General features: G+C 73.0%; 21 protein-coding genes. 4 read left to right on the forward strand and 17 right to left on the reverse strand.

Annotated elements, in window-relative coordinates; all coding sequences use genetic code 11:
* The 4 genes from ACZLKG_RS07370 to uvrA form a co-directional block, all read right to left on the reverse strand.
* Complete coding sequence (locus ACZLKG_RS07370; RefSeq protein WP_425709630.1) at positions 1-324, reverse strand: type VII secretion target; 324 nt, start codon at positions 322-324, stop codon at positions 1-3.
* The gene (locus tag ACZLKG_RS07375) at positions 321-800 is read right to left on the reverse strand and encodes a hypothetical protein (RefSeq protein WP_425709629.1); all 480 of its coding nucleotides are present in this window, start codon (positions 798-800) and stop codon (positions 321-323) included. Before ACZLKG_RS07375 ends, ACZLKG_RS07370 begins: the two co-directional genes overlap by 4 nt.
* Entirely contained in the window at positions 797-1,753 is a 957-nt protein-coding gene (locus ACZLKG_RS07380) for an immunity protein Imm33 domain-containing protein (RefSeq protein ID WP_425709628.1), read from the reverse strand. The genes ACZLKG_RS07375 and ACZLKG_RS07380 overlap by 4 nt, the downstream gene beginning before the upstream one ends.
* A 184-nt stretch (positions 1,754-1,937) precedes the next feature.
* On the reverse strand, positions 1,938-4,796 hold the full coding sequence (gene uvrA / locus ACZLKG_RS07385) for an excinuclease ABC subunit UvrA (RefSeq protein ID WP_463648367.1): 2,859 nt from the start codon (positions 4,794-4,796) through the stop codon (positions 1,938-1,940).
* Positions 4,797-5,074: 278 nt separating this feature from the next.
* On the opposite strand from uvrA, the gene ACZLKG_RS07390 reads away from it, so the two are divergent.
* Genes ACZLKG_RS07390 through ACZLKG_RS07400 form a run of 3 tightly spaced genes read left to right on the forward strand, consistent with a single transcriptional unit; the run spans position 5,075 to position 7,625 of the window.
* Positions 5,075-5,770, forward strand: a complete 696-nt coding sequence (locus ACZLKG_RS07390; protein ID WP_463648368.1) for a 3-oxoacid CoA-transferase subunit A — start codon at positions 5,075-5,077, stop codon at positions 5,768-5,770.
* Positions 5,767-6,456, forward strand: coding sequence for a 3-oxoacid CoA-transferase subunit B (locus ACZLKG_RS07395; RefSeq protein WP_425709625.1), 690 nt, complete (start codon positions 5,767-5,769; stop codon positions 6,454-6,456). Before ACZLKG_RS07390 ends, ACZLKG_RS07395 begins: the two co-directional genes overlap by 4 nt.
* Positions 6,453-7,625, forward strand: coding sequence for a thiolase family protein (locus ACZLKG_RS07400; protein WP_425709624.1), 1,173 nt, complete (start codon positions 6,453-6,455; stop codon positions 7,623-7,625). The genes ACZLKG_RS07395 and ACZLKG_RS07400 overlap by 4 nt, the downstream gene beginning before the upstream one ends.
* A 62-nt stretch (positions 7,626-7,687) precedes the next feature.
* Here the strand turns inward: ACZLKG_RS07400 and pcaDC are convergent, their stop codons facing one another.
* The 13 genes from pcaDC to ACZLKG_RS07465 form a co-directional block, all read right to left on the reverse strand.
* Entirely contained in the window at positions 7,688-8,863 is a 1,176-nt protein-coding gene (gene pcaDC, locus ACZLKG_RS07405) for a bifunctional 3-oxoadipate enol-lactonase/4-carboxymuconolactone decarboxylase PcaDC (protein ID WP_463648369.1), read from the reverse strand.
* Entirely contained in the window at positions 8,860-10,194 is a 1,335-nt protein-coding gene (locus ACZLKG_RS07410) for a lyase family protein (RefSeq protein WP_463648370.1), read from the reverse strand. The genes pcaDC and ACZLKG_RS07410 overlap by 4 nt, the downstream gene beginning before the upstream one ends.
* Positions 10,195-10,342: 148 nt before the next feature.
* Complete coding sequence (locus ACZLKG_RS07415; protein ID WP_425709621.1) at positions 10,343-11,344, reverse strand: TerC family protein; 1,002 nt, start codon at positions 11,342-11,344, stop codon at positions 10,343-10,345.
* A 197-nt stretch (positions 11,345-11,541) separates the two neighbouring features.
* Entirely contained in the window at positions 11,542-13,638 is a 2,097-nt protein-coding gene (gene uvrB / locus ACZLKG_RS07420) for an excinuclease ABC subunit UvrB (RefSeq protein WP_425709620.1), read from the reverse strand.
* Positions 13,639-13,745: 107 nt separating this feature from the next.
* Positions 13,746-14,579: a hypothetical protein gene (locus tag ACZLKG_RS07425; protein WP_425709619.1), complete on the reverse strand. Its 834-nt coding sequence runs from the start codon at positions 14,577-14,579 to the stop codon at positions 13,746-13,748.
* A gap of 255 nt (positions 14,580-14,834) precedes the next feature.
* Positions 14,835-15,572 carry a hypothetical protein gene (locus tag ACZLKG_RS07430; protein ID WP_425709618.1) on the reverse strand — a complete coding sequence of 246 codons (738 nt, stop codon included), beginning with the start codon at positions 15,570-15,572 and terminating at the stop codon, positions 14,835-14,837.
* A gap of 107 nt (positions 15,573-15,679) precedes the next feature.
* The gene (locus ACZLKG_RS07435) at positions 15,680-16,573 is read right to left on the reverse strand and encodes a hypothetical protein (protein WP_463648371.1); all 894 of its coding nucleotides are present in this window, start codon (positions 16,571-16,573) and stop codon (positions 15,680-15,682) included.
* A 255-nt stretch (positions 16,574-16,828) separates the two neighbouring features.
* Complete coding sequence (coaE, locus tag ACZLKG_RS07440; protein ID WP_425709616.1) at positions 16,829-18,094, reverse strand: dephospho-CoA kinase; 1,266 nt, start codon at positions 18,092-18,094, stop codon at positions 16,829-16,831.
* Positions 18,095-18,152: 58 nt separating this feature from the next.
* A complete protein-coding gene (locus ACZLKG_RS07445) occupies positions 18,153-18,752 on the reverse strand; it encodes a pyroglutamyl-peptidase I (protein WP_463648372.1) in 600 nt (199 codons plus the stop codon).
* A 73-nt stretch (positions 18,753-18,825) separates the two neighbouring features.
* Positions 18,826-19,416: a hypothetical protein gene (locus ACZLKG_RS07450; RefSeq protein ID WP_425709614.1), complete on the reverse strand. Its 591-nt coding sequence runs from the start codon at positions 19,414-19,416 to the stop codon at positions 18,826-18,828.
* 293 nt (positions 19,417-19,709) lie between these two features.
* Positions 19,710-21,194 carry a 30S ribosomal protein S1 gene (rpsA, locus tag ACZLKG_RS07455; RefSeq protein ID WP_425709613.1) on the reverse strand — a complete coding sequence of 495 codons (1,485 nt, stop codon included), beginning with the start codon at positions 21,192-21,194 and terminating at the stop codon, positions 19,710-19,712.
* Between the two features lie 170 nt (positions 21,195-21,364).
* Positions 21,365-23,071 (reverse strand): outer membrane protein assembly factor BamB family protein, encoded by a 1,707-nt coding sequence (locus ACZLKG_RS07460; protein ID WP_463648373.1) that lies wholly within the window; start codon positions 23,069-23,071, stop codon positions 21,365-21,367.
* Between the two features lie 6 nt (positions 23,072-23,077).
* Positions 23,078-23,518, reverse strand: a complete 441-nt coding sequence (locus ACZLKG_RS07465) for a hypothetical protein (RefSeq protein ID WP_425709611.1) — start codon at positions 23,516-23,518, stop codon at positions 23,078-23,080.
* A gap of 108 nt (positions 23,519-23,626) precedes the next feature.
* On the opposite strand from ACZLKG_RS07465, the gene ACZLKG_RS07470 reads away from it, so the two are divergent.
* Positions 23,627-24,442 (forward strand): class I SAM-dependent methyltransferase, encoded by an 816-nt coding sequence (locus ACZLKG_RS07470; protein ID WP_425709610.1) that lies wholly within the window; start codon positions 23,627-23,629, stop codon positions 24,440-24,442.
* Positions 24,443-24,490 lie beyond the last annotated feature (48 nt).

The following is a 24,490-nucleotide window of genomic DNA, read 5'->3' on the forward strand; positions in this document are numbered from 1 at the left end:
TCAGACCTCCACGGTCGTGTCGACGGCGTCGAACTCGACCGATCCGTCGTCGTCGGTCTCGTCGAACGCGTCCGCCATGTCTCTCAGCGGAAGGACCGTGCCGTCGATCTCGTCGGCCACCGACTGGATCGCCTCGGAGACCGCCGAGGTGAGCGGACTGATGATCGGCGGGAGGAACGGCGTGCACATGAGGCCGAACGCGCCGTCGAAGAGGTTGACGCTCCCCGCGGCGTCGGCCGCCATCTGGACGCCGGAGTGGTCGCCGTCGACGCTGGTGGCGTGGCTCCGGATGTCGTCGCTGTTGATGTCGATGGTGTCGTTCATCGGAGCACTCCCCCGTCGCTGCGGCGGCCCACGCCGTCGTCGTCCCCGTCGTCGTCCCCGTCGTCGTCCCCGTCGTCGAGCCGCGGACGGTACAGCGCGTCGAGGGACGCGGCCGTCTCCTCGTCCACCCCACCGACGTCCTCCGCCAGCTCGCGGACCAGTCGCGCGAGCTCGACCCGCGCCGCGTCGTTGGCCTCGAGGATGTCCTGCCGGATCTGCACGAGGGTCGCGTCGCTCAGCTCCTCGGTCAGCGCGAGGTCGACGACGGCGCCGTGCACGTCGAGCGTCACCTCGGCCCCGCGGTCGCGGCTGACGCCGACGGCACGCAGGTCCTCGACGCGCCGGCCGAACTCCTCGTACGCGGACGCCTTGCGCTGGGCCTGCTCGACCTGGTCGTTGATCCGCTGGATCTGCTCGTCGCGCTGGCGCGCGACGTCGGGCGAGACGAAGGCCGATCCGTACGGCAGCTGGCTCATCGGGTCTCCTGTGGCTGGGACGGGTAGGCGGCCGAGGGCCGCATCGTGCCGGGGTCGAGCACCTGACGCCCCTGCTGTCCGCGCCGCGCGAGCAGTCGGGTGCCGACCGGCAGCCCCCACGCTCCCACGACGTAGGGGTCGACGGCGGCAGCCTCGTCGACGGGGACGACGACCACCTGGCGCGTGTCGTCCCGGTAGCGGGGGACGTCCTCCTCCGACCAGAACCGCCAGCCGGAGTCACCCTCCCACGCGGGCTCCTCGCGAATCATCCACGCGACGGGCGCGGCCCCCTCGACGACGTGGTGCGTGGCCAGGCAGACCTGGCCCGTGCCCACGTGGCTCCGGAACGTCGGGACCTCGCCCGCCGCGGCCCGCAGCTCCTCCTGACGGTCGGCGTGGGCGGCCCGGTGCTCCTGCATGCGCCGCAGCAGGACCGGCCGCGAACCGAGCCGGCGGACGAGCACCACCGGGTCGGCGCCGTGCGCGTTCGGGGTGGTGAGATCGACGGGCTCACCGCCGAACCAGAGGTCGTAGAGCTCGGTGAGGCTCTCCTCGGGCAGGCGCAGGAGCGCGAGCAGGTGCGACGGCGCACGGAAGTCGTAGGTCCGCCCGTCCCGGTCCGCACCGACGTCGAGGAGGCGCCTGACGACCCGCGTGAGCGCCGAGGGGTCGGACCAGCCGCGGGCGAACGCCACGTGCAGGGGTCCGAAGCCCTTGGCGTTGGCCACCGGCTCGGCCCCCTGGTCCAGCAGGAAGTGGGTGATCCGGGTACGCGCGACCTCGTCGGCGTTGCCCAGGGCGGCGAGCAGCAGGGGCTGCCCGAGGCGGCGGACGTCCTGCTCGCCGTCGTCGTAGTGCGTGAGGAGCTCGTCGATGCCACCGCACTCCGCGGCCTCGAACAGCGCCAGGCGTCGGTCGGTCTGCTCGGGGGTCGTCGGCGGGGCCTCGGTCATGCGGCGTGCGTCCCCTCGATCGGCGTGCTGCGGTCCGGCTCGACGGTAACGATCAGGTGACGGCGCCCATCCGGCAGGGCGTGGGGAGTGCTCCCCATCCGCCGCGGTGGCGGGCGCGGGCGGGCAGCTCGGCCTCGGCGTCCCGCTCACCCCCCGAACCGGACCGGCTCGGGTGGGGGCCGGGTCAGGCCGGCACGCGGTCCCGGGCACCGCCGAGCACCTCGGCGAGGAACTGTCCGGTGTAGGAGCCCTCGACCCTGGCGACCTCCTCCGGGGTCCCCTCGGCCACGACGAGCCCGCCGCCGGAGCCGCCCTCGGGGCCGAGGTCGAGGATCCAGTCGGCCTGCTTGATGACGTCGAGGTTGTGCTCGATGACGAGGACGGAGTTCCCCTTGTCGACCAGACCCTGGAGCACGAGCATGAGCCGACGGATGTCCTCGAAGTGCAAGCCGGTGGTCGGCTCGTCGAGGACGTAGATCGTGCGGCCGGTCGAGCGCCGCTGCAGCTCGGCGGCGAGCTTGACGCGCTGCGCCTCGCCGCCCGAGAGCGTGGTCGCGGACTGCCCGAGACGGACGTAGCCGAGCCCGACGTCGACGAGGGTCTGGAGGTACCGCGTGATGCGGGCGGAGGCGGAGAAGAACTCGACCGCCTCCGAGATCGGCATGTCGAGCACCTCGGCCACGTTCTTGCCCTTGAAGCGCACCTCGAGCGTCTCGCGGTTGTAGCGCGCCCCCTGGCACACCTCGCAGGGCACGTAGACGTCGGGGAGGAAGTTCATCTCGATGCGCAGCGTGCCGTCGCCCTTGCACTCCTCGCAGCGCCCGCCCTTGACGTTGAAGGAGAAGCGGCCCGGACCGTAGCCACGGACCTTGGCCTCGGTGGTCTCGGCGAACAGCTTGCGGATGATGTCCCACAGTCCCGTGTACGTGGCGGGGTTCGAGCGGGGGGTCCGACCGATCGGCGACTGGTCGACGTGCACCACCTTGTCGAGGTGCTCGGTGCCCGTGACCCGCTTGTGCCGTCCGGGGATCTGCTTCGACCTGTTGAGCGCCCGCGCGAGCGCCGTGTAGAGGATCGAGTTGATGAGCGAGGACTTGCCCGAGCCGGAGACGCCGGTGACGGCGACGAGCACGCCGAGCGGGATCGAGACCGTGACGTCGCGCAGGTTGTTCTCGGTGGCACCGTGCACCGTGAGCATCCGCTTCCGGTCGACGTCGCGCCGCTCGGCCGGGAGCAGGATCTCCCGTCGACCGGCGATGTAGTCGCCCGTGATCGAGTCCTCGACGTCGGCCAGCCCCGCGTAGGGGCCCGAGTAGACGACCCGACCGCCCGTCTCACCGGCGCCCGGACCGATGTCGACGACCCAGTCGGCCGTGCGCATCGTGTCCTCGTCGTGCTCGACGACGATGAGCGTGTTGCCCAGGTCCCGCAGCCGCGAGAGCGTGCCGATGAGCTTGCGGTTGTCCCGCTGGTGCAGGCCGATGCTGGGCTCGTCGAGCACGTAGAGCACGCCGACGAGCCCGGAGCCGATCTGAGTGGCGAGCCGGATCCGCTGGGCCTCGCCGCCGGACAGCGTGCCGGCCGGCCGCGAGAGCGTGAGGTAGGTGAGTCCCACATCGACGAGGAACCCGAGCCGGGCGTGAATCTCCTTGAGCACCTGGGCCGCGATGGTCGCCTCCCGGTGGTCGAGCGGGAGGTCGGTGAGGAACTCCTTGGCGTCGGCGATCGACAGGTCGCACAGCTCGGCGATCGAGCGCCCGCCCACCGTGACGGCCAGGACCTCGGGCCGCAGCCGCGCACCGTGGCACGTGGGGCACGGCACCTGCCGCATGTAGCCCTCGTACTTCTCCTTCGACCACTCGGACTCGGTCTCCTCGTGACGACGCTTGACCTGCGCGATCACGCCCTCGAAGCCGGAGGTGTACGTGCGCAGGCGGCCGAAGCGGTTGCGGAACCGCACCGTGACCTCGTGGTCGTGGCCGTGCAGGAGGGCCTCGCGCGCGTGCTCCGGGAGCGCCCGCCAGGGGACGTCGAGGGAGAACGCGAGCTCCTCGGCGAGCGCCCCGACCTGCCGCGTGTAGTAGTCGCCCTGGCCCGACCACGGCAGGATCGCCCCCTCGTTGAGGGTGAGATCGTGGTCCGGGACGATGAGCTCGGGGTCGACCTCGAGCCGGGTGCCGATACCCGTGCAGTCCGGGCACGCGCCGTAGGGCGCGTTGAAGGAGAACGTGCGCGGCTCGACCTCCTCCAGCGTGAGCGGGTGGTCGTTCGGGCACGAGCGGCGCTCGGAGAACTTCCGCTCCCGCTCGGGGTCCTTCGGGTCGAGATCGACGTGGTCGACCACGAGGATGCCGTCGGCGAGCCGGAGCGCCGTCTCCACGGAGTCCGTCACCCGCTGCTGGACGCCCTCGCGGACGACGAGGCGGTCCACCACGACGTCGACGTCGTGCTTGCGCCGCTTGTCCAGGGCGGGGACGTCGGTGAGCGGGACGACCTCGCCGTCGACCCGGACGCGCGCGTAGCCCTGGCCGGCGAGCTCGCGGAACAGCTCGAGGTGCTCGCCCTTGCGGCCGCGCACCACGGGGGCGAGGACCTGGAACCGGGTGCCCTCGGGCATCGCCATCAGCTGGTCGACGATGTTCTGCGGCGTCTGGGACTGGATGACCTCCCCGCACACCGGGCAGTGCTGCGTGCCGGCGCGGGCGTAGAGCAGGCGCAGGTAGTCGTAGACCTCGGTGATCGTGCCGACCGTGGAGCGCGGGTTGCGGCTCGTCGACTTCTGGTCGATCGCGACCGCCGGGGACAGCCCCTCGATGAAGTCGACGTCCGGCTTGTCCATCTGGCCGAGGAAGAGCCGGGCGTACGACGAGAGGGACTCGACGTAGCGGCGCTGCCCCTCGGCGAAGATGGTGTCGAACGCCAGCGACGACTTGCCCGACCCCGACATCCCGGTGAAGACGATGAGGGAGTCGCGCGGGAGATCGAGGTCGACGTTGCGGAGGTTGTGCTCGCGGGCGCCCTGGACGATGAGCCGGTCAGTCACTCGGGCAACGATAGGACAACCCACCGACAATCGCACGCCTGTTCGAGCGACGTCCCGGTCACACGAGAACCGGGACGCGACCGTCGGCAGGTGGCGTCGCCGGCACGGCAGGCCGGCCTGCCCGGGCCGGGGACCGCCGCGCGGCACCGCCTGGCCCACCACGCGGACCCGTCCACCGCCCGGTCCGTGGGCGCGGTGGAGATTCCCGGCTCGACACCCGAGGATGGTCCGGTGGAGCCGGCCCCGCCGGACGACGCGATCGACGAGGAGCGCACCGCATGCCCCAGCTCACGGACGTGGCCGCCGAGGCCGTGGCCGACATCCCGGACGGCTCGACCGTGCTCATCGGGGGCTTCGGCACCGCCGGGCAGCCGGTCGAGCTCATCGACGCCCTCATCGACCAGGGCGCCGGCGACCTGACGATCGTCAACAACAACGCCGGCAACGGCGACGTCGGGCTCGCGCGGCTCATCCAGCTCGGTCGCGTCGCCAAGATCGTCTGCTCGTTCCCCCGGCAGACCGACTCCCACCACTTCGACGCGCGGTACCGCGCAGGCGAGATCGAGCTCGAGGTCGTCCCGCAGGGCAACCTCGCCGAGCGGATCCGCGCGGCCGGGGCCGGGATCGGCGCCTTCTTCACGCCGACCGGCTACGGCACGCTGCTCGCCGAGGGCAAGGAGACGCGCGAGATCGACGGCCGCATGTACGTCCTCGAGCACCCGATCCGGGGCGACTACGCGCTGGTCAAGGCGCTGCGCTCCGACGTCGTCGGCAACCTCGTCTACCGGAAGACCGCCCGCAACTTCGGACCCGTCATGGCCGCGGCGGCAACGACCACGGTCGTCCAGGTCCAGGAGGTCGTCCCCACCGGGGGCATCGACCCGGAGACCGTCGTCACCCCCGGGATCTACGTCGACCGCGTGGTCACCGTCCCGGCCGCCGCCCCCGACGCCACGAAGGAGCCCGAGGCATGAGCGCCACCGAACGCCTGAGCCGCGACGAGATCGCCGCCCGGGTCGCGAAGGACATCCCCACCGGGGCGTTCGTCAACCTCGGCATCGGCATGCCGACGAAGGTCTCCGACCACCTCACGCCCGCGCACGGCGTCACCCTGCACACCGAGAACGGGATGCTCGGCATGGGGCCGGCCGCCGAGGGCGACGAGGTCGACGACGAGCTCATCAACGCCGGCAAGATCCCGGTGACCGAGCTGCCCGGCGCGAGCTACTTCCACCACGCGGACTCGTTCGCCATGATGCGCGGCGGGCACCTCGACGCCTGCGTGCTCGGCGGGTTCCAGGTCTCCGTGGGCGGCGACCTCGCCAACTGGCACACGGGAGCGGCCGACGCGATCCCCGCCGTCGGCGGCGCGATGGACCTCGCCATCGGCGCCAAGCAGGTGTTCGTCATGATGAACCTCGAGACGAGGGACGGGACCTCGAAGCTCGTCCAGGAGCTCACCTACCCGGCCACGGGGCTGGCGTGCGTGTCCCGGCTCTACACCGACCAGGCCGTCTTCGAGCTGGGCGGCGACCGGGCTCAGGTGCTCGAGACCTTCGGCACGACGGTCGAGTCGCTGCGCACGCTCACCGGCCTCGACCTCGTCGACGCCACCGACACCACCGCCGACGACGGCGAGAACCGGGAGGAGCGGGCATGACCGCCTACGTCTACGACGCCGTCCGCACGCCGTTCGGGCGCTACGGCAAGGGGCTCGCCGCCGTGCGGCCGGACGACCTGCTCGCGAGCACGATGGTCGCCCTCCTCGAGCGGCATCCCGACCTCGACCCCGCCACGATCGACGACGTCGTCATGGGCAACGCCAACGGCGCCGGCGAGGAGAACCGCGACGTCGCCCGCATGTCCTCGCTGCTGGCGGGCATCCCCGTCACCGTGCCGGGCGTGACGGTCAACCGGCTGTGCGGTTCCGGCGTCGAGGCCGTCATCCAGGCCTCCCGGGCGATCGAGGCCGGCGACGCCGACCTCGTGCTCGCCGGCGGCGTGGAGTCGATGTCCCGCGCCCCGTGGGTCGTCCTCAAGCCCGAGCGGGCCTTCCCCGCCGGGCCCGCGACGATGGAGTCCACCTCGATCGGCTGGCGCCTGGTCAACCCGAGGATGCCGAAGGAGTGGACCGTCGCCCTCGGCGAGGGCGCGGAGATCCTCGCCGACCAGCATGCGATCTCCCGCGAGGAGCAGGACGAGTTCGCCCTCGCCAGCCACCGGCGGGCCGACGAGGCCTGGACCGCGGGCGTCTACGACCTCGAGATCGTCCCCGTGCCCGGCGCCGAGCTCACCCGGGACGAGTCCGTCCGCGCCGAGACCTCCCTGGAGGCACTGGCGGCGCTAAGGCCCGCCTTCCGCGCGGAGAACGGCACCGTGACCGCGGGCAACAGCTCACCGCTCAACGACGGCGCCTCGCTCGTGCTCGTCGGCGGCGAGAAGGCCGCAGGGGTGGGCGAGCCCATCGCCCGCATCGTCTCGCGCGGCGTCTCCGGGGTCTCCCCGGAGGTCTTCGGCATCGGACCGGTCGAGGCCGCGAACCAGGCGCTGGCCCGGGCGGGGAGGACGTGGGAGGACGTCGACCTGGTCGAGATGAACGAGGCCTTCGCCGCGCAGTCGATCGCCTGCCTGCGCCTGTGGCCGGACCTCGACCCGGCCAAGCTCAACGTGCACGGCGGCGCGATCGCCATCGGCCATCCGCTCGGCGCGTCCGGCGGCCGCATCGTCGGGCACCTCGCGCACCAGCTGCGGGCCCGCGGCGGGGGCATCGGGGTGGCCACGATCTGCATCGGCGTCGGGCAGGGCCTCGCCGTCGTCCTCGAGGCCTGACGACCGAGCGCGGTTCCACCCGGCGAGTGAGGGGATTTTTCACTCGGCCGGCAGCATCGCGCTCACCCGTCGTGAGGGTGCGGGCCATCGAGCAGGCCCTCGTCGCGCAGGACGCGCGTGGCGATCGCGAACGCCTGGTTGCTCACGGGCACCCCGGCGTACAGCCAGGTGTGCAGCAGGACCTCGCGGATCTCGTCGACTGTGAGGCCGTTGCGCAGGGCCGCCCGCACGTGCATGGCGAGCTCACCCTCGTGGCCGAGCGCGGCGAGCAGCGCCAGGGTCAGGGCGCTGCGCATACGCCGGTCGATGCCCGGCCGCGCCCACACGTCGCCCCAGGCGTAGCGGGTGATGAGGTCCTGGAAGTCGGTGTCCAGCGCCGTCTGACGCCCCCTGGCACGGTCGACGTGCGCGTCGCCCAGCACGGCGCGGCGCACCGCCTGACCGCGCGCGATCTCCGGTCGGCCGGCGTCGAGATGCTCGACGATCAGCCCGGTGACGACGCCGGCCTGCTCGACGGCCGCGACGTGCGCCGCACCGTCGACGACCTCGAGGCGGACGTCTCCCCCGCCCCCGCGGATCCCACGCACGGTCTCCTCGGCCTTGCCCACCGGGGTCGCCTCGTCGGCGGCACCCGCGACGACGAGCGTCGGCGCCGCGATGCGCGCCAGCCCGGGGCGCAGGTCCATCGTCGCGATGGCGTCGCACGCCTGGGCGTAACCCTCCGGGTCGCAGGCGAGGAACCTCTCGCGCAGGTCGGCGCGCACGCCGGCGTCGTCGAGATCGGGCGTGAACCACCTCGCCACCACGGGGTCGACGATCGCGCCCAGCCCCTGGGCCCGGACCGTCGCCGCGCGCTCGCGCCAGGGCTGCGCCGTGTCCGTCCAGGACGAGGAGCACGCGATCACCAGCCGGTCGACGCGCTCGGGGTGGTGCTGGGCCGTCCAGCTCGCGAGCATGCCGCCGAGCGAGAGGCCGACGTGGTGCGCCCGCGCGATCCCGAGGGAGTCCATGAGGGCGACGACGTCGGCGCCGAGGTCGTCGATCGTCACGGGGCCCTCGACCTCGGGAGTCGCGGTGGCGCCGTGGCCGCGGTGCTCGTAGCGCACCACCCGGTAGCGGCGCGCGAGGACGCCCGCGGCGTGCTCCCACATCCGCCGGTCGGTCCCCAGGGAGGACCCCATGAGCACGACGGGCGCGTCCTCGGGGCCGTCGACGACGTGGGCGAGCGACGTGGTCACGAGTTCTCCTTCAACGATCGCAGGGCGCGCTCGATCAGTCCCGGGACGGCCGAGAGGGCGCGTTCGGGCTCGAGCAGGGCAGGGTCGTCCAGCTCGGGGGCGTCCCCGACGGCGGACCGCAGGGCGGCACGCACCTCCTCGTCGGTCGGCGGGCGACCGTGCGTCGGTGACAGCGCCTCGGCCACGGCACGCTGGGCTGCGGAGCGGCCGAGCCGCGGCGCGAGGGCGGTCGACAGCGCCTCCGACATGACGTGCGGGCGTGCGGCGTCGAGGTTCTCGGACATCGAGACCTCGTCGACGTCGAGGCGGTCGAGCAGCTCCGTCACCCGTTCGGCCGAGCCGCGCCCCAGGCGCACGAGGTCGGCGAGCGGCTGCCACTCGGCGTGCCACGCCCCCGTGGCGCGCTCGTTCTCGGCCAGCGCGGCGGCGAAGACGGTGGACAGCAGCCCGGGCGCCCGCATGCCGGCGGCCCGCAGCAACGCGGACCGGACCGGGTTGCGCTTGTGCGGCATGGCCGACGAGCCGCCGGCACCGCCCTCGGTGAGCTCCCCGACCTCCGTGACCGCGAGGGCCGCGACGTCGGTGCCCACCTTCGCCGCCGCGGCACTCGCGCCCGCCAGCGCCGCGGCCGCCGCCCGCACCCGGGAGCGTTCGGTGTGCCAGGGGGCGTCGGGCACCGGGAGGTCGAGGCGGCGGCCCAGGGCCGTCGCGACCGCCTCCCACGAGGCGCCGTGCACGCCGGCCGTGCCGGCCGCCCCCGCCAGCGACAGCGCGAGGTCCTCGGCGGCGACCCGCGCCGCCCGCGCCGCGCGGTCCAGGCCCACCGCCCAGCCGGCGCAGGTCAGGCCGAAGGTCGTCGGGACGGCTGCCTGCCCGAGCGTCCGCCCGACGCGGGCGGTCGCGGCGTGCCGTACGGCCAGCTCGGCGGCGGCGGTGGCCCCTCCCGCGAGGTCGGCCGCGACCCGCCGCAGGGCCTCCTTGAGGAGAAGGGCCTGGGCCGTGTCGACGACGTCCTGGCTCGTGGCGCCGAGGTGGACCCAGGCCCGCAGGTCCTCCGGGGCGGCGTCGAGCAGGTCGGCCACGAGCGGGATGGCGAGGTTGCCGCCGGCCCGCATGCGGCCCGCCAGGTCACCCGGTGCGGGCCAGTCGCGCTCGAGCGCCGCACGCAGGCGGGCGTCCGGCGGTCCGTCCGCCCCGGCGTCGACGAGGCCCGCGTCGTGCAGCGCACCGAGGAGCTCCACCTCGACCCTGACGCACGCGCCGAGGAGCAGCTCGTCCGGCATCGGTTCGTCCGGCTCAGCGCTCGGCCCGAACAGACCGTCGTCGAACATCGCTCACAGCCTTCCGCCCGGTGGGTACCGCACGATGGTAGGCCCGCCCGCACGCCCGTGCCCGCGGTGCGCGGATCCCCGCGCCGGGGGGCGCCCGAGGAGGCGCCCCCGACCGGCCGGCCGAGGGGCGCCCCGGCGGGCGTCCGGCTCAGGACTCGTCGACGCCGGCGCGGTCGCCGGAGCTCGACCCGCTGCTGCGGATCGACCGGCTCTTGGCGATCGAGGCGACGACGGTGATGACGAGTACCCCGACGATGAAGCTCAACGAGACCGCGATGGTCGGCTCCGGGATGCCCATGAGCAGGTCGTAGCCGTGGAACGCGTGGATGAGGAGCTTGACGGCGATGAACCCGAGGATCGCGGCCAGTCCGTAGTGGAGGTAGACGAGGCGGTCGAGCAGCCCGTCGATGAGGAAGTACAGCTGGCGCAGGCCGAGCAGGGAGAAGGCGTTGGCGGCGAAGACCAGGTAGGCCTCCTGCGTGATGCCGAAGATCGCCGGGATGGAGTCGACGGCGAACATGACGTCGGCGGCGCCGAGGGCGAAGATGCACAGCATCAGCGGCGTGATGAAGGTCTTGCCGCCGTGCCGCGCGAGGAGCTTGCCGCCCTCGAAACCGTCGGTGACCGGAAGGAACCGGCGCATGAGACGGATGAACCAGTTCTCCTCGTACTCCTCGTCCTCGCCCGGCTTCTCGACGCCCTGGCGCGCCTGGGAGATGGCGGTGTAGAGCAGGAACGCGCCGAAGATGAAGAAGATCCAGACGAAGCGCTCGACGAGCGCGGCGCCGACGAGGATGAAGACGAGCCGCAGCACGAGGGCGATGACGATGCCGATGAGCAGGGCCTCCTGCTGGTACTTCCGCGGTACCCGGAACCCGGCGATGATGATGACGAACACGAACAGGTTGTCGATCGAGAGCGACTTCTCCGTGACGTAGCCGGCGAAGTACTCACCGGCGAAGCCGGCACCCCAGAAGTACCAGACGACGAACCCGAAGATCACGCCCATGGCGATGTAGCCGATCGACCACCAGGCGGCCTCCTTGAGGCTCGGCTCGTGCGGCGTGCGCACGTGCCCCACGATGTCGATGGTGATCATCGTGAGGATGACCGCGGCGAGCCCGATCCAGGCGATCGCGTGAACGTCCATGCATACCCCTCCGGTACGACCTGTCAGCTGGTACCGGAGGTCTCTTCCGTCCACCCGGGGTGGACCGCGCTGCCGAGCGGGCCGGGCCCACCGTGGTGACGACAGTCGCTGCGGGGGAATACTCCCCTCCGTCGGGCATGAGGCTACCCGAGAAGGAGCCTCCGGCCCCGCCCGCTCCGACGAGACGTATGTCGCGCTCAGGCGTTGGCGGCCTGCATCTGTCGGAGCTCCTTCTTCAGCTCGGCGATCTCGTCGCGCAGCCGGCCCGCGAGCTCGAACTTCAGCTCGCCGGCCGCCGCCTCCATCTGCCCGGTGAGCTCGGTGATGAGCTCGACGAGCTCGGACACCGCCCTGCCGGCGAGCCGGTCGCGCGCCGCGTCGGCCCCCGTGCGCGTCACCGGCCGGGGAGCCCGACCGCTCTCCTTGCGGTAGCCGCCCTCGAGGAGCTCGGCGGTGTCGATCTGCTCGCGCGCGAGCATGTCGGTGACGTCGGCGATCCGCTTGCGCAGCGGGGTCGGGTCGATCCCGTGCTCCTCGTTGTACGCGAGCTGCTTGGCCCGCCGCCGCTCCGTCTCCTCGATGGCGAACGCCATGGACTCGGTGACCTCGTCGGCGTACATGTGGACCTGGCCGGACACGTTGCGGGCGGCGCGGCCGATCGTCTGGATGAGCGACTTCGAGGAGCGCAGGAAGCCCTGCTTGTCGGCGTCGAGGATCGCCACGAGGGACACCTCGGGCAGATCGAGCCCCTCGCGCAGGAGGTTGATCCCGACGAGGACGTCGGCCGAGCCGGTGCGCAGCTCCCTGAGGAGCTCGACGCGGCGCAGCGTGTCGACGTCGGAGTGCAGGTACTGGACCTTGACGCCGCGCTCGAGGAGGTAGTCCGTGAGGTCCTCCGCCATCTTCTTGGTCAGGGTGGTGACGAGCACGCGCTCGTCCTTGTCGACCCGGTCCCGGATCTCGCCGAGCAGGTCGTCGATCTGGCCCTCGGTGGGCTTGACGACCACCTGGGGGTCGATGAGGCCGGTGGGCCGGATGATCTGCTCCACCACGCCGTCGGACTGGCCGAGCTCGTAGTCCCCGGGGGTGGCGGAGAGGTAGACGGTCTGCCCGATGCGCTCGAGGAACTCCGCCCACCTGAGCGGACGGTTGTCCATGGCCGAGGGCAGCCGGAACCCGTGCTCGACGAGCGTGCGCTTGCGGGACATGTCGCCCTCGAACATCGCCCCGATCTGAGGCACGGTGACGTGCGACTCGTCGATGACGAGCAGGAAGTCCTCGGGAAAGTAGTCGAGCAGCGTGTGCGGGGCGGTACCGGGGCCGCGGCCGTCGATGTGCCGGGAGTAGTTCTCGATCCCCGAGCACGTGCCGATCTGCTGCATCATCTCCAGGTCGTACGTGGTGCGCATGCGCAGGCGCTGCGCCTCGAGGAGCTTCCCGGCCGACTCCATCTCCGCCAGGCGCTCGGCCAGCTCGTCCTCGATCGACCGGACCGCCCGCTCCATGCGCTCCGCGCCCGCGACGTAGTGCGAGGCCGGGAAGACGTGGACCGATCCGGGCGTGCTGACGACGTCGCCCGTCAACGGGTGCAGGTAGGACAGCGCGTCGATCTCGTCACCGAACATCTCGATGCGGATGGCGAGCTCCTCGTACACCGGGATGATCTCGATCGTGTCGCCCCGCACCCGGAAGGTCCCGCGCGTGAACGCGAGGTCGTTGCGGGTGTACTGCATCTCGACGAACCGCCGCAGCAGCGCGTCCCGGTCGATCTGCTCGCCCCGGCTCAGGTGCATCATCCGGGCCACGTACTCGGTCGGCGTGCCCAGGCCGTAGATGCAGGACACCGAGGAGACGACGACCGTGTCGCGGCGCGTGAGCAGGGAGTTCGTCGCGGAGTGCCGCAGCCGCTCGACCTCGTCGTTGATCGAGCTGTCCTTCTCGATGTAGGTGTCCGTCTGCGGGACGTAGGCCTCTGGCTGGTAGTAGTCGTAGTACGAGACGAAGTACTCGACGGCGTTGTTCGGCAGCAGCTCGCGGAACTCCGTGGCGAGCTGCGCCGCCAGCGTCTTGTTCGGTGCCATCACCAGGGTGGGGCGCTGCACCTGCTCGACGAGCCAGGCAGTGGTGGCCGACTTGCCGGTGCCGGTCGCGCCGAGCAGGACGACGTCCTTCTCCCCCGCGTTCAGGCGCTCGACGAGCTCGGCGATCGCCCTGGGCTGGTCGCCCGCGGGCGTGTAGTCGGAGATGACCTCGAACGGAGCGTCGTCCCGCTGGATGTCGATGACCTCGCGCATGCGTCCAACCTACGTCGCGCCGCCGACATCGACGACGCGGCCGGGACGGACCGCGGGTGCTCCGCGGGTCGTCCCGGCCGCGCGCGGCGTGCCGGAGGGGCGCCGGGTCAGGTGACGACCAGCGAGATGAAGCCCGCGTCGCCGGCCCAGGACTCGACGATCGCGACCGCGGGGCCGACGAGGTGGTCGGCCTCGACCGCGGCGGCCCGCCAGTTGGACAGGCCGATCGAGTTGTCGTCGTTCGACCAGCTGTAGCCGTCCGAGTCGACGACGTGGAGGATCGGGTCGACGTCCGGGCTGTCGGCCGAGATGAGCGCGGGGCCGGTGTCGACGTCGACGATGGCCAGGCCGTGGCCGCCCTCGGCGATGTCGACGCCGGTGGAGCCGAACCGGTCCATCGACGCGGTGCCGCTGAGGAGCTCGAAGGCCATGGCTGTCGCGTCGCCGGAGTACTCGGAGATCGTGAGCTCGTAGACGCCGGCGTCGAGGACGGTCACCGCCGCGGCGTCGAGCGTGCTCGTGCTGGTGGAGAACAGCTCGACGTGGTCGGCGCGGTCGTCGTAGCGCTCGTCCACGCCGTTGCCCGTGATCTCGATGACCATGTCCTCGTCGGCCGAGGTCGCGGCGAGCGCGACCGCCGCGCGCTCACCCACCACGAGGCGGCCGTTCCAGTCGTCGCCCTCGAGCATGGTGCCGGTGCCGGAGACGCCGACGACGGTGCCGTCGTAGGCCTCGATGTGGACGGTGTCGGCGACGCCGTCGCCGTACAGGGTGCTCTCGGGGGCGGTGGACGGGCCGGGGTCGACCGGGCCGGCGCCCGTGCCGCCCGTTCCGCCGGGCCCGCCGCCGGGGATGGGGTCGCCGGCGCAGGCGGACATGCCCGCCCCGAGGACGAGGACAGCTGCTGCCGCTCCGATGCGGCGAAGGTCGGTGGTGGTCATGATCGCTCCAAGGGGGTGTGGCTCTCGACCCGCGGACGATGCTGTCCGTCGGGCCGTCACCGGTGATCCGGGGACTGATCACGAACGTAGGGATCGCGACGCCGCCGTACCACCGTTCGTGTGGGGCAGGGCACACCTCCCCGCTCGCGCGCCGCTCCTGCGCACGCCGGGACGCGGGTCGTTCCCTGGCAGCCGGCGCACGGTGTCCCGCGCCGCTCCGCGAATGCACACGCGCGACGGCGGCGGCCCCTGGCCTCAGCTCACGCGGATGTCCTCCGGGACGTGGGCGATGAGGATGTCGTAGACCGCCCGGTCGAGCTCGAGGTCACCGGTGCTGCCGGCCACCAGGGAGCCGGACATCACGTCGCCGGCCTCCCAGTAGTAGATCTCCTCGGTGGTGTCGTCCGGCGGGCCCTGGCCCTCCTCGACGGCCGTGAGCCCGAGCGCGGACAGCTCGGTGCGGATCTCGTCGCCCGTGCCCGGGTCGAGCTCGACCGTCTCCTCCACCTCGGGCTCCTGCTGGGCGACGTCGCCGCTGAGGTAGGAGAGCGTGTCGCCGTCGAGCATGACGACCTCGGCGGTCGTCACCCCGCCCTCGGGCACCATGTGGGCCATCGAGACCGCGTGCTCGGGGGCGAGGGTCACGCTCTCCCCGGCGGCCGGCCCGTCGCCCGCGTCGTCCCCTCCACCGGTGCCGTCCTCGCCGTCCGTCCCGGGAGCGAAGCCGGTCGACCCGCCGTCGTCCCCCGTGGCGGCCTCGTCGTCACCGGCCGCGTCCGACCCCGTCTCGGCGGGCGGCGCCTCGGACTCGGACTCGGAGGGAGCCGCGTCCTGCGAGCCGCTCTCCGCGTCCTCGGGGTCGGTCTGCGAGGTGGCAGGGGGCTCCGTGGTCTCCTCGGGCTCGTCGTCTCCGCCACATGCGGACAGGACCAGTCCGAGCGCGGCGACGGCCGCGGTGGTGGTCAGTGCTCGTCGTGCTCGGGTGGTTCGCATCGTGCTCTCCTCCGTCTGGTGAGGGTGGTGCCGCGGCGCGCACGGAGCACGCCGGACGTCCGACGGCGGCCGGCACCGAGGTGCCGGCCGCCGGGTGGGGCGATGGGTCAGCTGATGCCGACAGAGGTGGTGCCGGCGTCGCCACCATAGGTGTTGACGGCGATGACGACCGGTTCGACGGTCTCGCCCGGCAGGACGATGAGCGAGTTGAGACCGTCGCCGCCGTCGTCGTCCTCGTACGCGGTGTGCGAGGACGGCATGAAGGTCCACAGGACCGAGTCGACCTCGCCGTTCGTCGCGATCGACTCGTTGCCGGTCGCGAGCTCGCCGATGGCAAGGGTCGCGGCCTGGCCCGTGATTTCGAGGTTCGCCGTCCCCCCGGCCGGGATGACGGTGGTGCCGGAGAGCACCTCGAGATGGTACTGGGCCGCGTCCCCGCCGTACTCCGTGAGCTCGAGCGTGTAGCTGCCCGGCTCGAGGACCTGGGTGATCGCCGGGTCGAGGTTGCCCTGGTCGAAGCTGAAGATGTCGGCGTACCCGTAGGTGTCGTCGATGCCCGCGTCGACGTCGCCGCCGGAGATCGCGAGCTGGAGGTCACCGCCGTCGGGCGAGGTCGCACCGACCGCGACGGCCGCGCGCTCGGTGACCTCGAGGGTCACGGTGGCCGCGCCCCCGGAGGGCACCTCGCCGGTCAGCTCGCCGGAGACCTCGACGCCCTGGCCGCCGCCGGAGACGGGCGGCTCCTCGGGGGGCGGCTCCTCGGAGGTGGGCTCCTCCGTGGTCGGCTCCTCGGAGGTGGGGTCCTCCGTGGCCGGGGGCTCCTCGGAGGTCGGCTCCTCGACCGGGGGCTCCTCGGTGGGCGGTGCCTCGGTGGAGGGAGGCGCCGGGGGCTGACCCGTCGGCGCGATCGGGCCGGAGTCGCTGCAGGCGGCGATCCCCGAGGCGGCAAGAAGGACGATCCCGGCGGCCGCCACTCGGCGGCGGTTCGTGGCGATGCTCATGGTGCTTCTCTCTGTGTGGTCGAGGCGGTGGTCACCTCGGTGGATGGTCAGGGGCGTCCGGGTCACGAGCGGATCACCGTCCGCGCCCCGTGTGGCGGCACATCCGGCTCGCAGCCCTCGCGAGCCGTGTGACCGACTGCCACTGGTGGAACCGTATGTCCGGCCGGGGCGCACGGATGACCGGGTCGTTGGGGAGGGCACCCCACCCCATGCCCGGCAGACCTCTGACCAGGGGCGACGCCGGGAGGGCACGCATCATGCGGCGGACGCGTCGCGCAGGTCGAGGTCCGGGACGACCCCGTGGCCCGCCAGCCGGCCCGCGACGAGGGCGGTCCCGCGCAGGCCGAACCACGGCTCCTTCCCCTCCGCGTAGCCGCCGGTGCGCGCGTCCGTCGCGTGCCGGGCCGCCAGCGCCTCCTTCATCGCGGCGTAGTCCCTCCGCGCGTCGGTGTCGTCGCGCAGCGCGTCGCGCATGGCGAGGGCATACCGCCAGCCGGGCGAGCCGCTCTCGCGCACGTGAAGATTGACGTCGCGACCCGGGTCGGCGTTGAGGTGGAACCGCTTGCGCCAGACCGGGCCGTCCGCCGGGTGCGGCCGGTCCCGGGCCTCGGCGTCACGGACGGGGAAGCCCGCCGCAGCGAGGACGCCGGTCACGCGGTCGTCGTCGAGGTCGTCGACGCCGACCTGCAGGTCGATCACGTCCTTGGCCACGAGGCCGGGCACCGCGGTCGAGCCGACGTGCGAGACGTCCGCGGGGATCCCCGCGGCCCGGAGGACGGCGCCGACGCGCGAGACGAGGCGCGCGCCCTGCGCGGCCCACAGCGCGCCGACGTCCCGGCCGTCCTCGGTGCGCGAGGCCGGGTCGAGCAGCACGGGACCGCCCGAGCGGTCGGCCACCACACCCGCCCGCACGTTCGCCTCGTAGGGGCGGATGCGCTGCGACCAGACGCGGTCCACCGACGTACGCAGCTCGTCGGGGGTGCCCGTGTTGTCGAGCCAGATGTCGGCGACGGCCCGCCGCTGATCGTCGGTGGCCTGGGCGGCCACCCGAGCCCGGGCCTCGTCGACCGTCATGCCCCGCCGTTCGACCATCCGCCCGATCCGCACGTCCTCGGGCGCGTGGACCACGAGCAGGAGGTGGTACCGGTGGGCGAGGTCCGCCTCGACGACGAGCGCCACGTCGTGGACGACGACGGCGGCCGGGTCGGCCGCGACGGCCTCGGCCTCGAGTCGGACGTGCTCCGCGTGCACGAGCGGGTGCGTGATCTCCCCCAAGCGGCGGCGGGCCTCGGGATCGGCGAAGACGATCGCCCCGAGGGCGGCCCGGTCGAGCGTCCCGTCGTCGGCGAGCACGCCGGGCCCCCACTCCTCGACGACGGCGCGCAGCCCCGGCGTCCCGGGCTCGACGACCTTCCGGGCGAGCACGTCCGCGTCGACGACCACGGCGCCGAGCCGCGCGAGCTCCGCCGAGACGGTCGACTTGCCCGACGCGATCCCGCCGGTGAGGCCGACGGTCAGCACGGACGGCCCCCGCGGTCAGGACGTCGGCGAAGGTCCGGCTGCCGGACGAGGTCGCCGCTCACAACTTGGCCGTCGCGAGTGCGGCGACCATCGCGCCCAGGGCCCGGGTCGCGTCGCCGACGGACAGGTGCTCGGTCGGCGGGAGGTGGACGAAGCCGGCGCGCGTTCCCGGTGCGTGCGCGCGTGCGGTGTCCAGGGCGGTGTACAGGACCGCGTTGCACACGTAGAGGCCCGCGCTCGCGGACGTCGTCGCCTCCACGCCCGTGCCACGGGCCGCCGCCAGTGCCGCGCGGACGTCGATCGTCGCCAGGTGTGCGTCGGGGCCACCGTCGCGGACGGGCTCGTCGACGGGCTGCTCGCCGTCGACGTCCGGTATCCGTGCGTCGACGAGGTTGACGCCGACGCGTTCCACGCTGATCACCGTGCGGTCCGCAGCGAGCCCGAGCGCCAGCAGGAGTCGGGGCGCGTGGGTGGACACGAGCTCGCGCATCCTTGCGGTCGCCCGCGCGAAGGACGTGGGCAGGACCTCGGTGACGAGCTGCGTGCCGTCCACGGGCGGTCCGGCGGCGGCGAGCTCGCGGACGACGTCGGCGGTGGGGTTCTCGGTGTGCGGGCCGAAGGGCCCGAAGCCGGTGACCACGATCGTCCCGGCGGTCATCGGCGGATCCGGGCACGGACGGAGGTCTGCTCGGCGAACACCCGTCAAGCGTAGCCGCGCGGCGGGGACGGGCTCAGTCGTCCTCGCTCGCGTTGTACTCCTCGATGGCGGCCTCCCCCTCGTCGCGCACCTCCTGCGGCACGACGTCGAGCGCCGCGTCGACGAGGTCCCACATGGGCTGGTGGTCCCCGGTCGCTGACGAGTCGTACCCCGTTCCGGTGACCTGGGTGATGACGTAGTCGCCACCGGCCCCACCGCTGGAGTGCGAGTCGTCGTACCCGTCCCCCGTGTCGGCGGGGACGCCGAGGGCCTCCCAGGCGGCCATGACCTCCTCGAGGTCGCCGTCCTGCGCGTCGAACGTCTCCGAGAAGAGCGGCTCGTCCTCGTAGCGCGACCCGGCGGTGTAGGTGATGCCGTCGGGGCCCACCGTGACGGTCTCCATCGAGTCGTGCGGCGGCGGGACCGAGCCGGACAGCGAGCGGACCTCGATCGTGAGGTCGTCCGGGTAGTCGGCGGAGGGCCCGTCCGCGGTGGTCGTCTCCTCCCCGTCCGCGGTCGGCTCCTCGGTCGGGGCGACGCTCGGGTCGTCGCACGCGGACACCCCGAGGGTCAGCAGCGCGGCGGCCACGACGGCGGTCAGGCGACGGTGGGCGGTGGGCAGCATCGGGGTGGGTCCTCTCGGCGTGGGCTGGATGCTCGGACGCTACGCCGCCCGGCGATCGGTCCGCGTCGCCGACGTGGGCCCGGGGTACCCCTCACCACCTGGGTACTCGTCCGGCACGGGATGACCGTCCGGCGGGGCGCTGCCGAACACCCGGGCGCAGCGTTATGCCCGGGCGCAGCGGCACGCAGCGACCGGCACGCCGATCCGCCCGCACCCACGAACGCCGACGCCCGGCCCCCGTCAGGGGGCCGGGCGTCGGATGCGATCCGAGGATCGGGAGGCTGCGCTCCGGGTCAGTTGCCCGTGAGCTTCTCCCGCAGAGCGGCCAGGGCCTCGTCGGACGCGAGCGTGCCCCCGGCGTCCTCCTCCGGAGCGTCGGACGAGTAGGAGGCGGCGAGGTCGTCCCCGGCCTCCGAGGCGTCCTCGACGACGTTCTCGCCGGCGGCCTCCGCCGCACGCGAGGCGGCGATCTGCGCCTTGTGGGACTCCCAGCGCGCGTGCGCGGCCGCGTACTCGGCCTCCCACGCCTCGCGCTGGGCCTCGAAGCCCTCGAGCCACTCGTTCGTCTCGGGGTCGAAGCCCTCGGGGTACTTGTAGTTGCCCTGCTCGTCGTAGTCGGTCGCCATGCCGTACAGCGAGGGGTCGAAGTCCTCGGAGTCCGGCTCGACGCCCTCGTTGGCCTGCTTGAGCGAGAGCGAGATGCGGCGACGCTCGAGGTCGATGTCGATGACCTTGACGAAGAGCTCGTCGCCGACCTTCGCGACCTGCTCGGGCACCTCGACGTGGCGCTGCGCCAGCTCGGAGATGTGCACGAGGCCCTCGATGCCGTCCTCGACGCGCACGAACGCACCGAACGGGACGAGCTTGGTGACCTTGCCGGGCACGACCTGGCCGATGGCGTGGGTGCGCGCGAAGGTCTGCCACGGGTCCTCCTGGGTCGCCTTCAGCGACAGGGAGACGCGCTCGCGGTCCATGTCCACGTCGAGCACCTCGACGGTGACCTCCTGGCCCACCTCGACGACCTCGGAGGGGTGGTCGATGTGCTTCCAGGACAGCTCGGAGACGTGCACGAGGCCGTCCACGCCGCCGAGGTCGACGAACGCACCGAAGTTGACGATCGAGGACACGACACCGGGGCGGACCTGCCCCTTCTGCAGCGTGTTGAGGAAGTGCGAACGGACCTCGGACTGGGTCTGCTCGAGCCAGGCGCGGCGGGACAGGACCACGTTGTTGCGGTTCTTGTCCAGCTCGATGATCTTGGCCTCGATCTCCTTGTCCACGTAGGGCTGAAGGTCGCGCACACGACGCATCTCGACCAGGGAGGCCGGCAGGAAGCCGCGCAGGCCGATGTCGACGATCAGGCCGCCCTTGACCACCTCGATGACCTTGCCCGTGACGACGCCGTCCTCGTCCTTGATCTTCTCGATCGAGGACCAGGCGCGCTCGTACTGCGCCCGCTTCTTCGACAGCAGGAGGCGGCCTTCCTTGTCCTCCTTCTGGAGGACCAGCGCCTCGATCTGGTCGCCCACGGCCACGACCTCGTCGGGGTCCACGTCGTGCTTGATCGACAGCTCGCGGGACAGGATGACGCCCTCGGTCTTGTAACCGATGTCGAGGAGGACCTCGTCACGGTCCACCTTGACGATGGTGCCCTCGACGATGTCCCCGTCGTTGAAGTACTTGATGGTCTTGTCGATCTCGGCGAGGAGCTCGTCCTCGGAGCCGATGTCGTTGATCGCGACCTGCGGGGTGGTCGGGGCGGGGGTAGTGGTGGTCATGTAGCGGGAAACTCCGATGCGGACAGGGATACTCGAGCGGACAGGGATTCAATCGGCGACCGGGCGGCTGCGCGCGTGCGCGCGGACAGACGGCGCCGACGAGCAATGGTACCCGCGCCCGCAAGACGGGACAACCACGACGGCGCGGCGGCGCACGCTCGTGGGCCGCGTCACCAGTCGAGCCGGCTCAGGCCCTCCGGGCCGTGCACGACCACCGCGTCGCCCACCGGCTCGAGCGTGCCGTGCACCGGGGTGCGCCACTGCTGCTCGACCCCTCCCGTGGTCGGGTCGACCTCGACGAGGTCCGTCCCGGCGACGACGAGGCTCTCGTCCCGGGCGAGCACGCCGTCGGGACGGACGTCCGTCGCCACCTGGTCGACGACGTGGGAGCGGTCCGGCGCGAGGAGGTGCAGGTCGGGCTCGCCCCGCACGAGGACGTGCTCGCCGTCGACCAGCCCGCCCGGGTCGAGGGTGCCGGCGAACGTCTCGGCGACCCCCGGGTCGAGGAGGACGGAGTCGGTGGCTCCGGCCTCGAGGTCGTACCGCAGGAGTCGCCGGGAGCCGTCGAGGACGAGGGGCATGACACGGGCGTCCGGGTCGAGCGCGGAGGTGGCGGCCAGCCGGTTGTGGGGGTCCGCCCACAGCTCGGTCCCGTCCGTGGCGTACGCGCGGATCCCGGCGCCCGGCTCGTTGCACCACAGGGTGGCGCCGTCGGTGGACAGGCGGGTGCAGGGTGGGGCGATGATCAGCTCGCCCGCCCGGACGTTCAGGACGGCGGTGCGGTCGCCCGCGCCGAACGAGAGCACGTCGTCGGTGACGGGACGCCAACGGGGCCGGTCGAGCATCGCCTCGCCGCGCTCGCCGATCCCTCGGGAGACGATCCGTCGGTCCCCGGCGAGCATCTCCGCGGAGACCTCCGGGCCGAGCTCGACCGACCATCGTGGGCTCAGGTCGGCCGCGTCGTAGCCCTGCAGGACGACGTCGGTCCCGCCGCCCGGCTGGTCGAGCAGGACGAGCGCGTCGCCGTGGACGTAGAGGGACGTGAGGTAGCCGTCGATCTCGGTGGAGGCGGTCGTGTCGCCGGTGGCGGGGTCGAGCAGGTGGGCGGTCCAGCTCGTGCCCAGACCTCCCGGGTCCGTGTCCGTGGCCTCCAGGCAGACGAGGCTTCCGTCCGGCGTCGCGTGGCGGGCGCAGAGGACGTGGCTGAGCTCACGGGACCAGATCGTCTCGCCCGACGCGGGGTCCAGACCGACGAGCTCTGCCTCGAGGGACTCCTCGTCCTGCGCGACGACGGCCCAGCCGCCAGGCGCGCCGAGCACGCCCGCGTCGTCGAAGGAGCCGTCGACGTTGCCCCTGAGCTCGGCGCCGGCGATCCCGGTGAGGTCCGCGACCGCGACCTCCCACAGATCGGGGAAGGTCTCGACGTCCGGCTCGGCATCGGGCGCGGGGTCCACGCTCGGCGTGGTGGCGTCGGGATCGTCGTCGACGAGCTGGACCACGGTGGCGATCGGGACGAGCACGGCGAGGACGGGCACGACGACGAAGAGCGGGCGGAGGCGACGCCGGAGCCACGTGCTGACATGCAGCGAGGGCGGGAGGGATACGGGGTAGCGCGAGGCGTGGGGCGCTCCGGCGCGGAAGCCGGACGGCGCGGTGGGACGCGGCTCCGCTGCGCGGGAGCGCCCGGCGGTGCGGACCGGGTCCGCGGGCCGGTCGGCGCCGCGGTCGTCCGGCTCACGGCTCTCGCGGCCGCGCGGTGCGTCGTCGTCGGGGCGACGCCGTGTGTCCTCGGGGACGATGCCGTAGCCGCCGAGGTAGCCCTCGAGCGGATCGCGGTCCCGACCTCTGGACCGCGGCCGGAATCGACGGTCGGCCATCGGGCGCTACAGCGCGACGATCATGGTGACGAGGCCGATGAGCAGGGGCAGGCCGAGGAAGAGGCCCACATAGACGAGGATCGCGGCGACGGAGGCCTTGTGCGCCCCGCCCCGACCGGCGTCGGTGTCCGCGGGCGCGCGCCCGTAGTCGTTGCGGACGTCCCCGCCGTACGGTCCGGCCGCGTTCTGCCCCGCGCCGCCGTAGGCCTGGCCGGGCCCGTACGCCTGACCCGGACGGTGGGCCGGACCTGACCCGTAGGGCTGGTCGGATCCGTATGCCGGGCCGGATCCGTAGGGCTGGTCGGGGCCGGCGGAGGAACCGTGCCCGTAGGGCTGGTGGCCGCCGGAGAACCGACCGCTGCGGCCGCGCTCGGGGTACACCCCGCGCGCGTCCGGCTCACCGTGCTGGTACGGGTCCTGCTGGTTCCATCCGTATCCGCTGCTCATGACACTCCCTGGGTCGCGGGCGGCCGCCCTGGCAGGACCGTAGTCCCTGCGGCCGAGCCCGTGGGGCCGAACCCCGTGGAGACCTCCCCGCCGTGGGAGCATCGGCCGATGGACGGACGGCCGCAGGCGTGGGCGGGCTACCGGCGGGTCGACGGCGAGGCCGCCGCGCGCGCGAACGCGACCGCGTGGTCGGCGGATGCTCAGGGCTACCTCGCGGAGCACGGCGCCACCCTCGGCGCGGCCGATCACGTGTGGGGCCCCGAGGGGCTGCGGGAGGCCGACGCTTGCCTGCTCGGCGACACCGCGACGCTGCGCGACCGGATCGTCGTCGAGGTGGGTGCCGGGGCGGCCCAGTGCTCGCGCTGGTTGGTCACGCAGGGCGTGCGGGCGCTGGCGACGGACGTCGCGCAGGGGATGCTGGACGCCGCCGCAGCGCTCGACCGGGCCACCGGGATCCGCACGCCGATGCTAGTGGCCGACGCCCGCGCCCTCCCCCTGCCGGACGCCTGCGCCGACGCCGTGTTCACCTCGTTCGGAGCCATCCCGTTCGTCCCCGACGCCCACCGCGTGCACGCCGAGGCCGCGAGGGTCCTGCGACCGGGCGGTCGATGGGTCGCCTCGGTCACGCACCCGGCGCGGTGGATGTTCCCCGACGACCCCACACTGGCCGGCACGACCGTCACGCGCCCCTACTTCGACCGGCGGCCCTACGTCGAGGCCGACGGCGACGCCGTCACGTACGCGGAGTTCCACCGCACCGTCGGGGACCACGTGCGCGACGTCGTGGCGGCCGGGCTCGATCTCGTCGACCTCGTCGAGCCCGAGTGGCCGCCGGGCCGCGAGGTGGTCTGGGGCGGCTGGGGGCCGGAGCGCGGGGCGCTCGTGCCGGGCACGCTCATCCTCGTGGCCGACAAGCCCGGGTAGCGGCCGACGTCGAGAGGCGCCGAGCGTTACCCGGCCCGCGCGCACGGA

The sequence above is a fragment of the Georgenia sp. Z2081 genome (assembly GCF_055326445.1).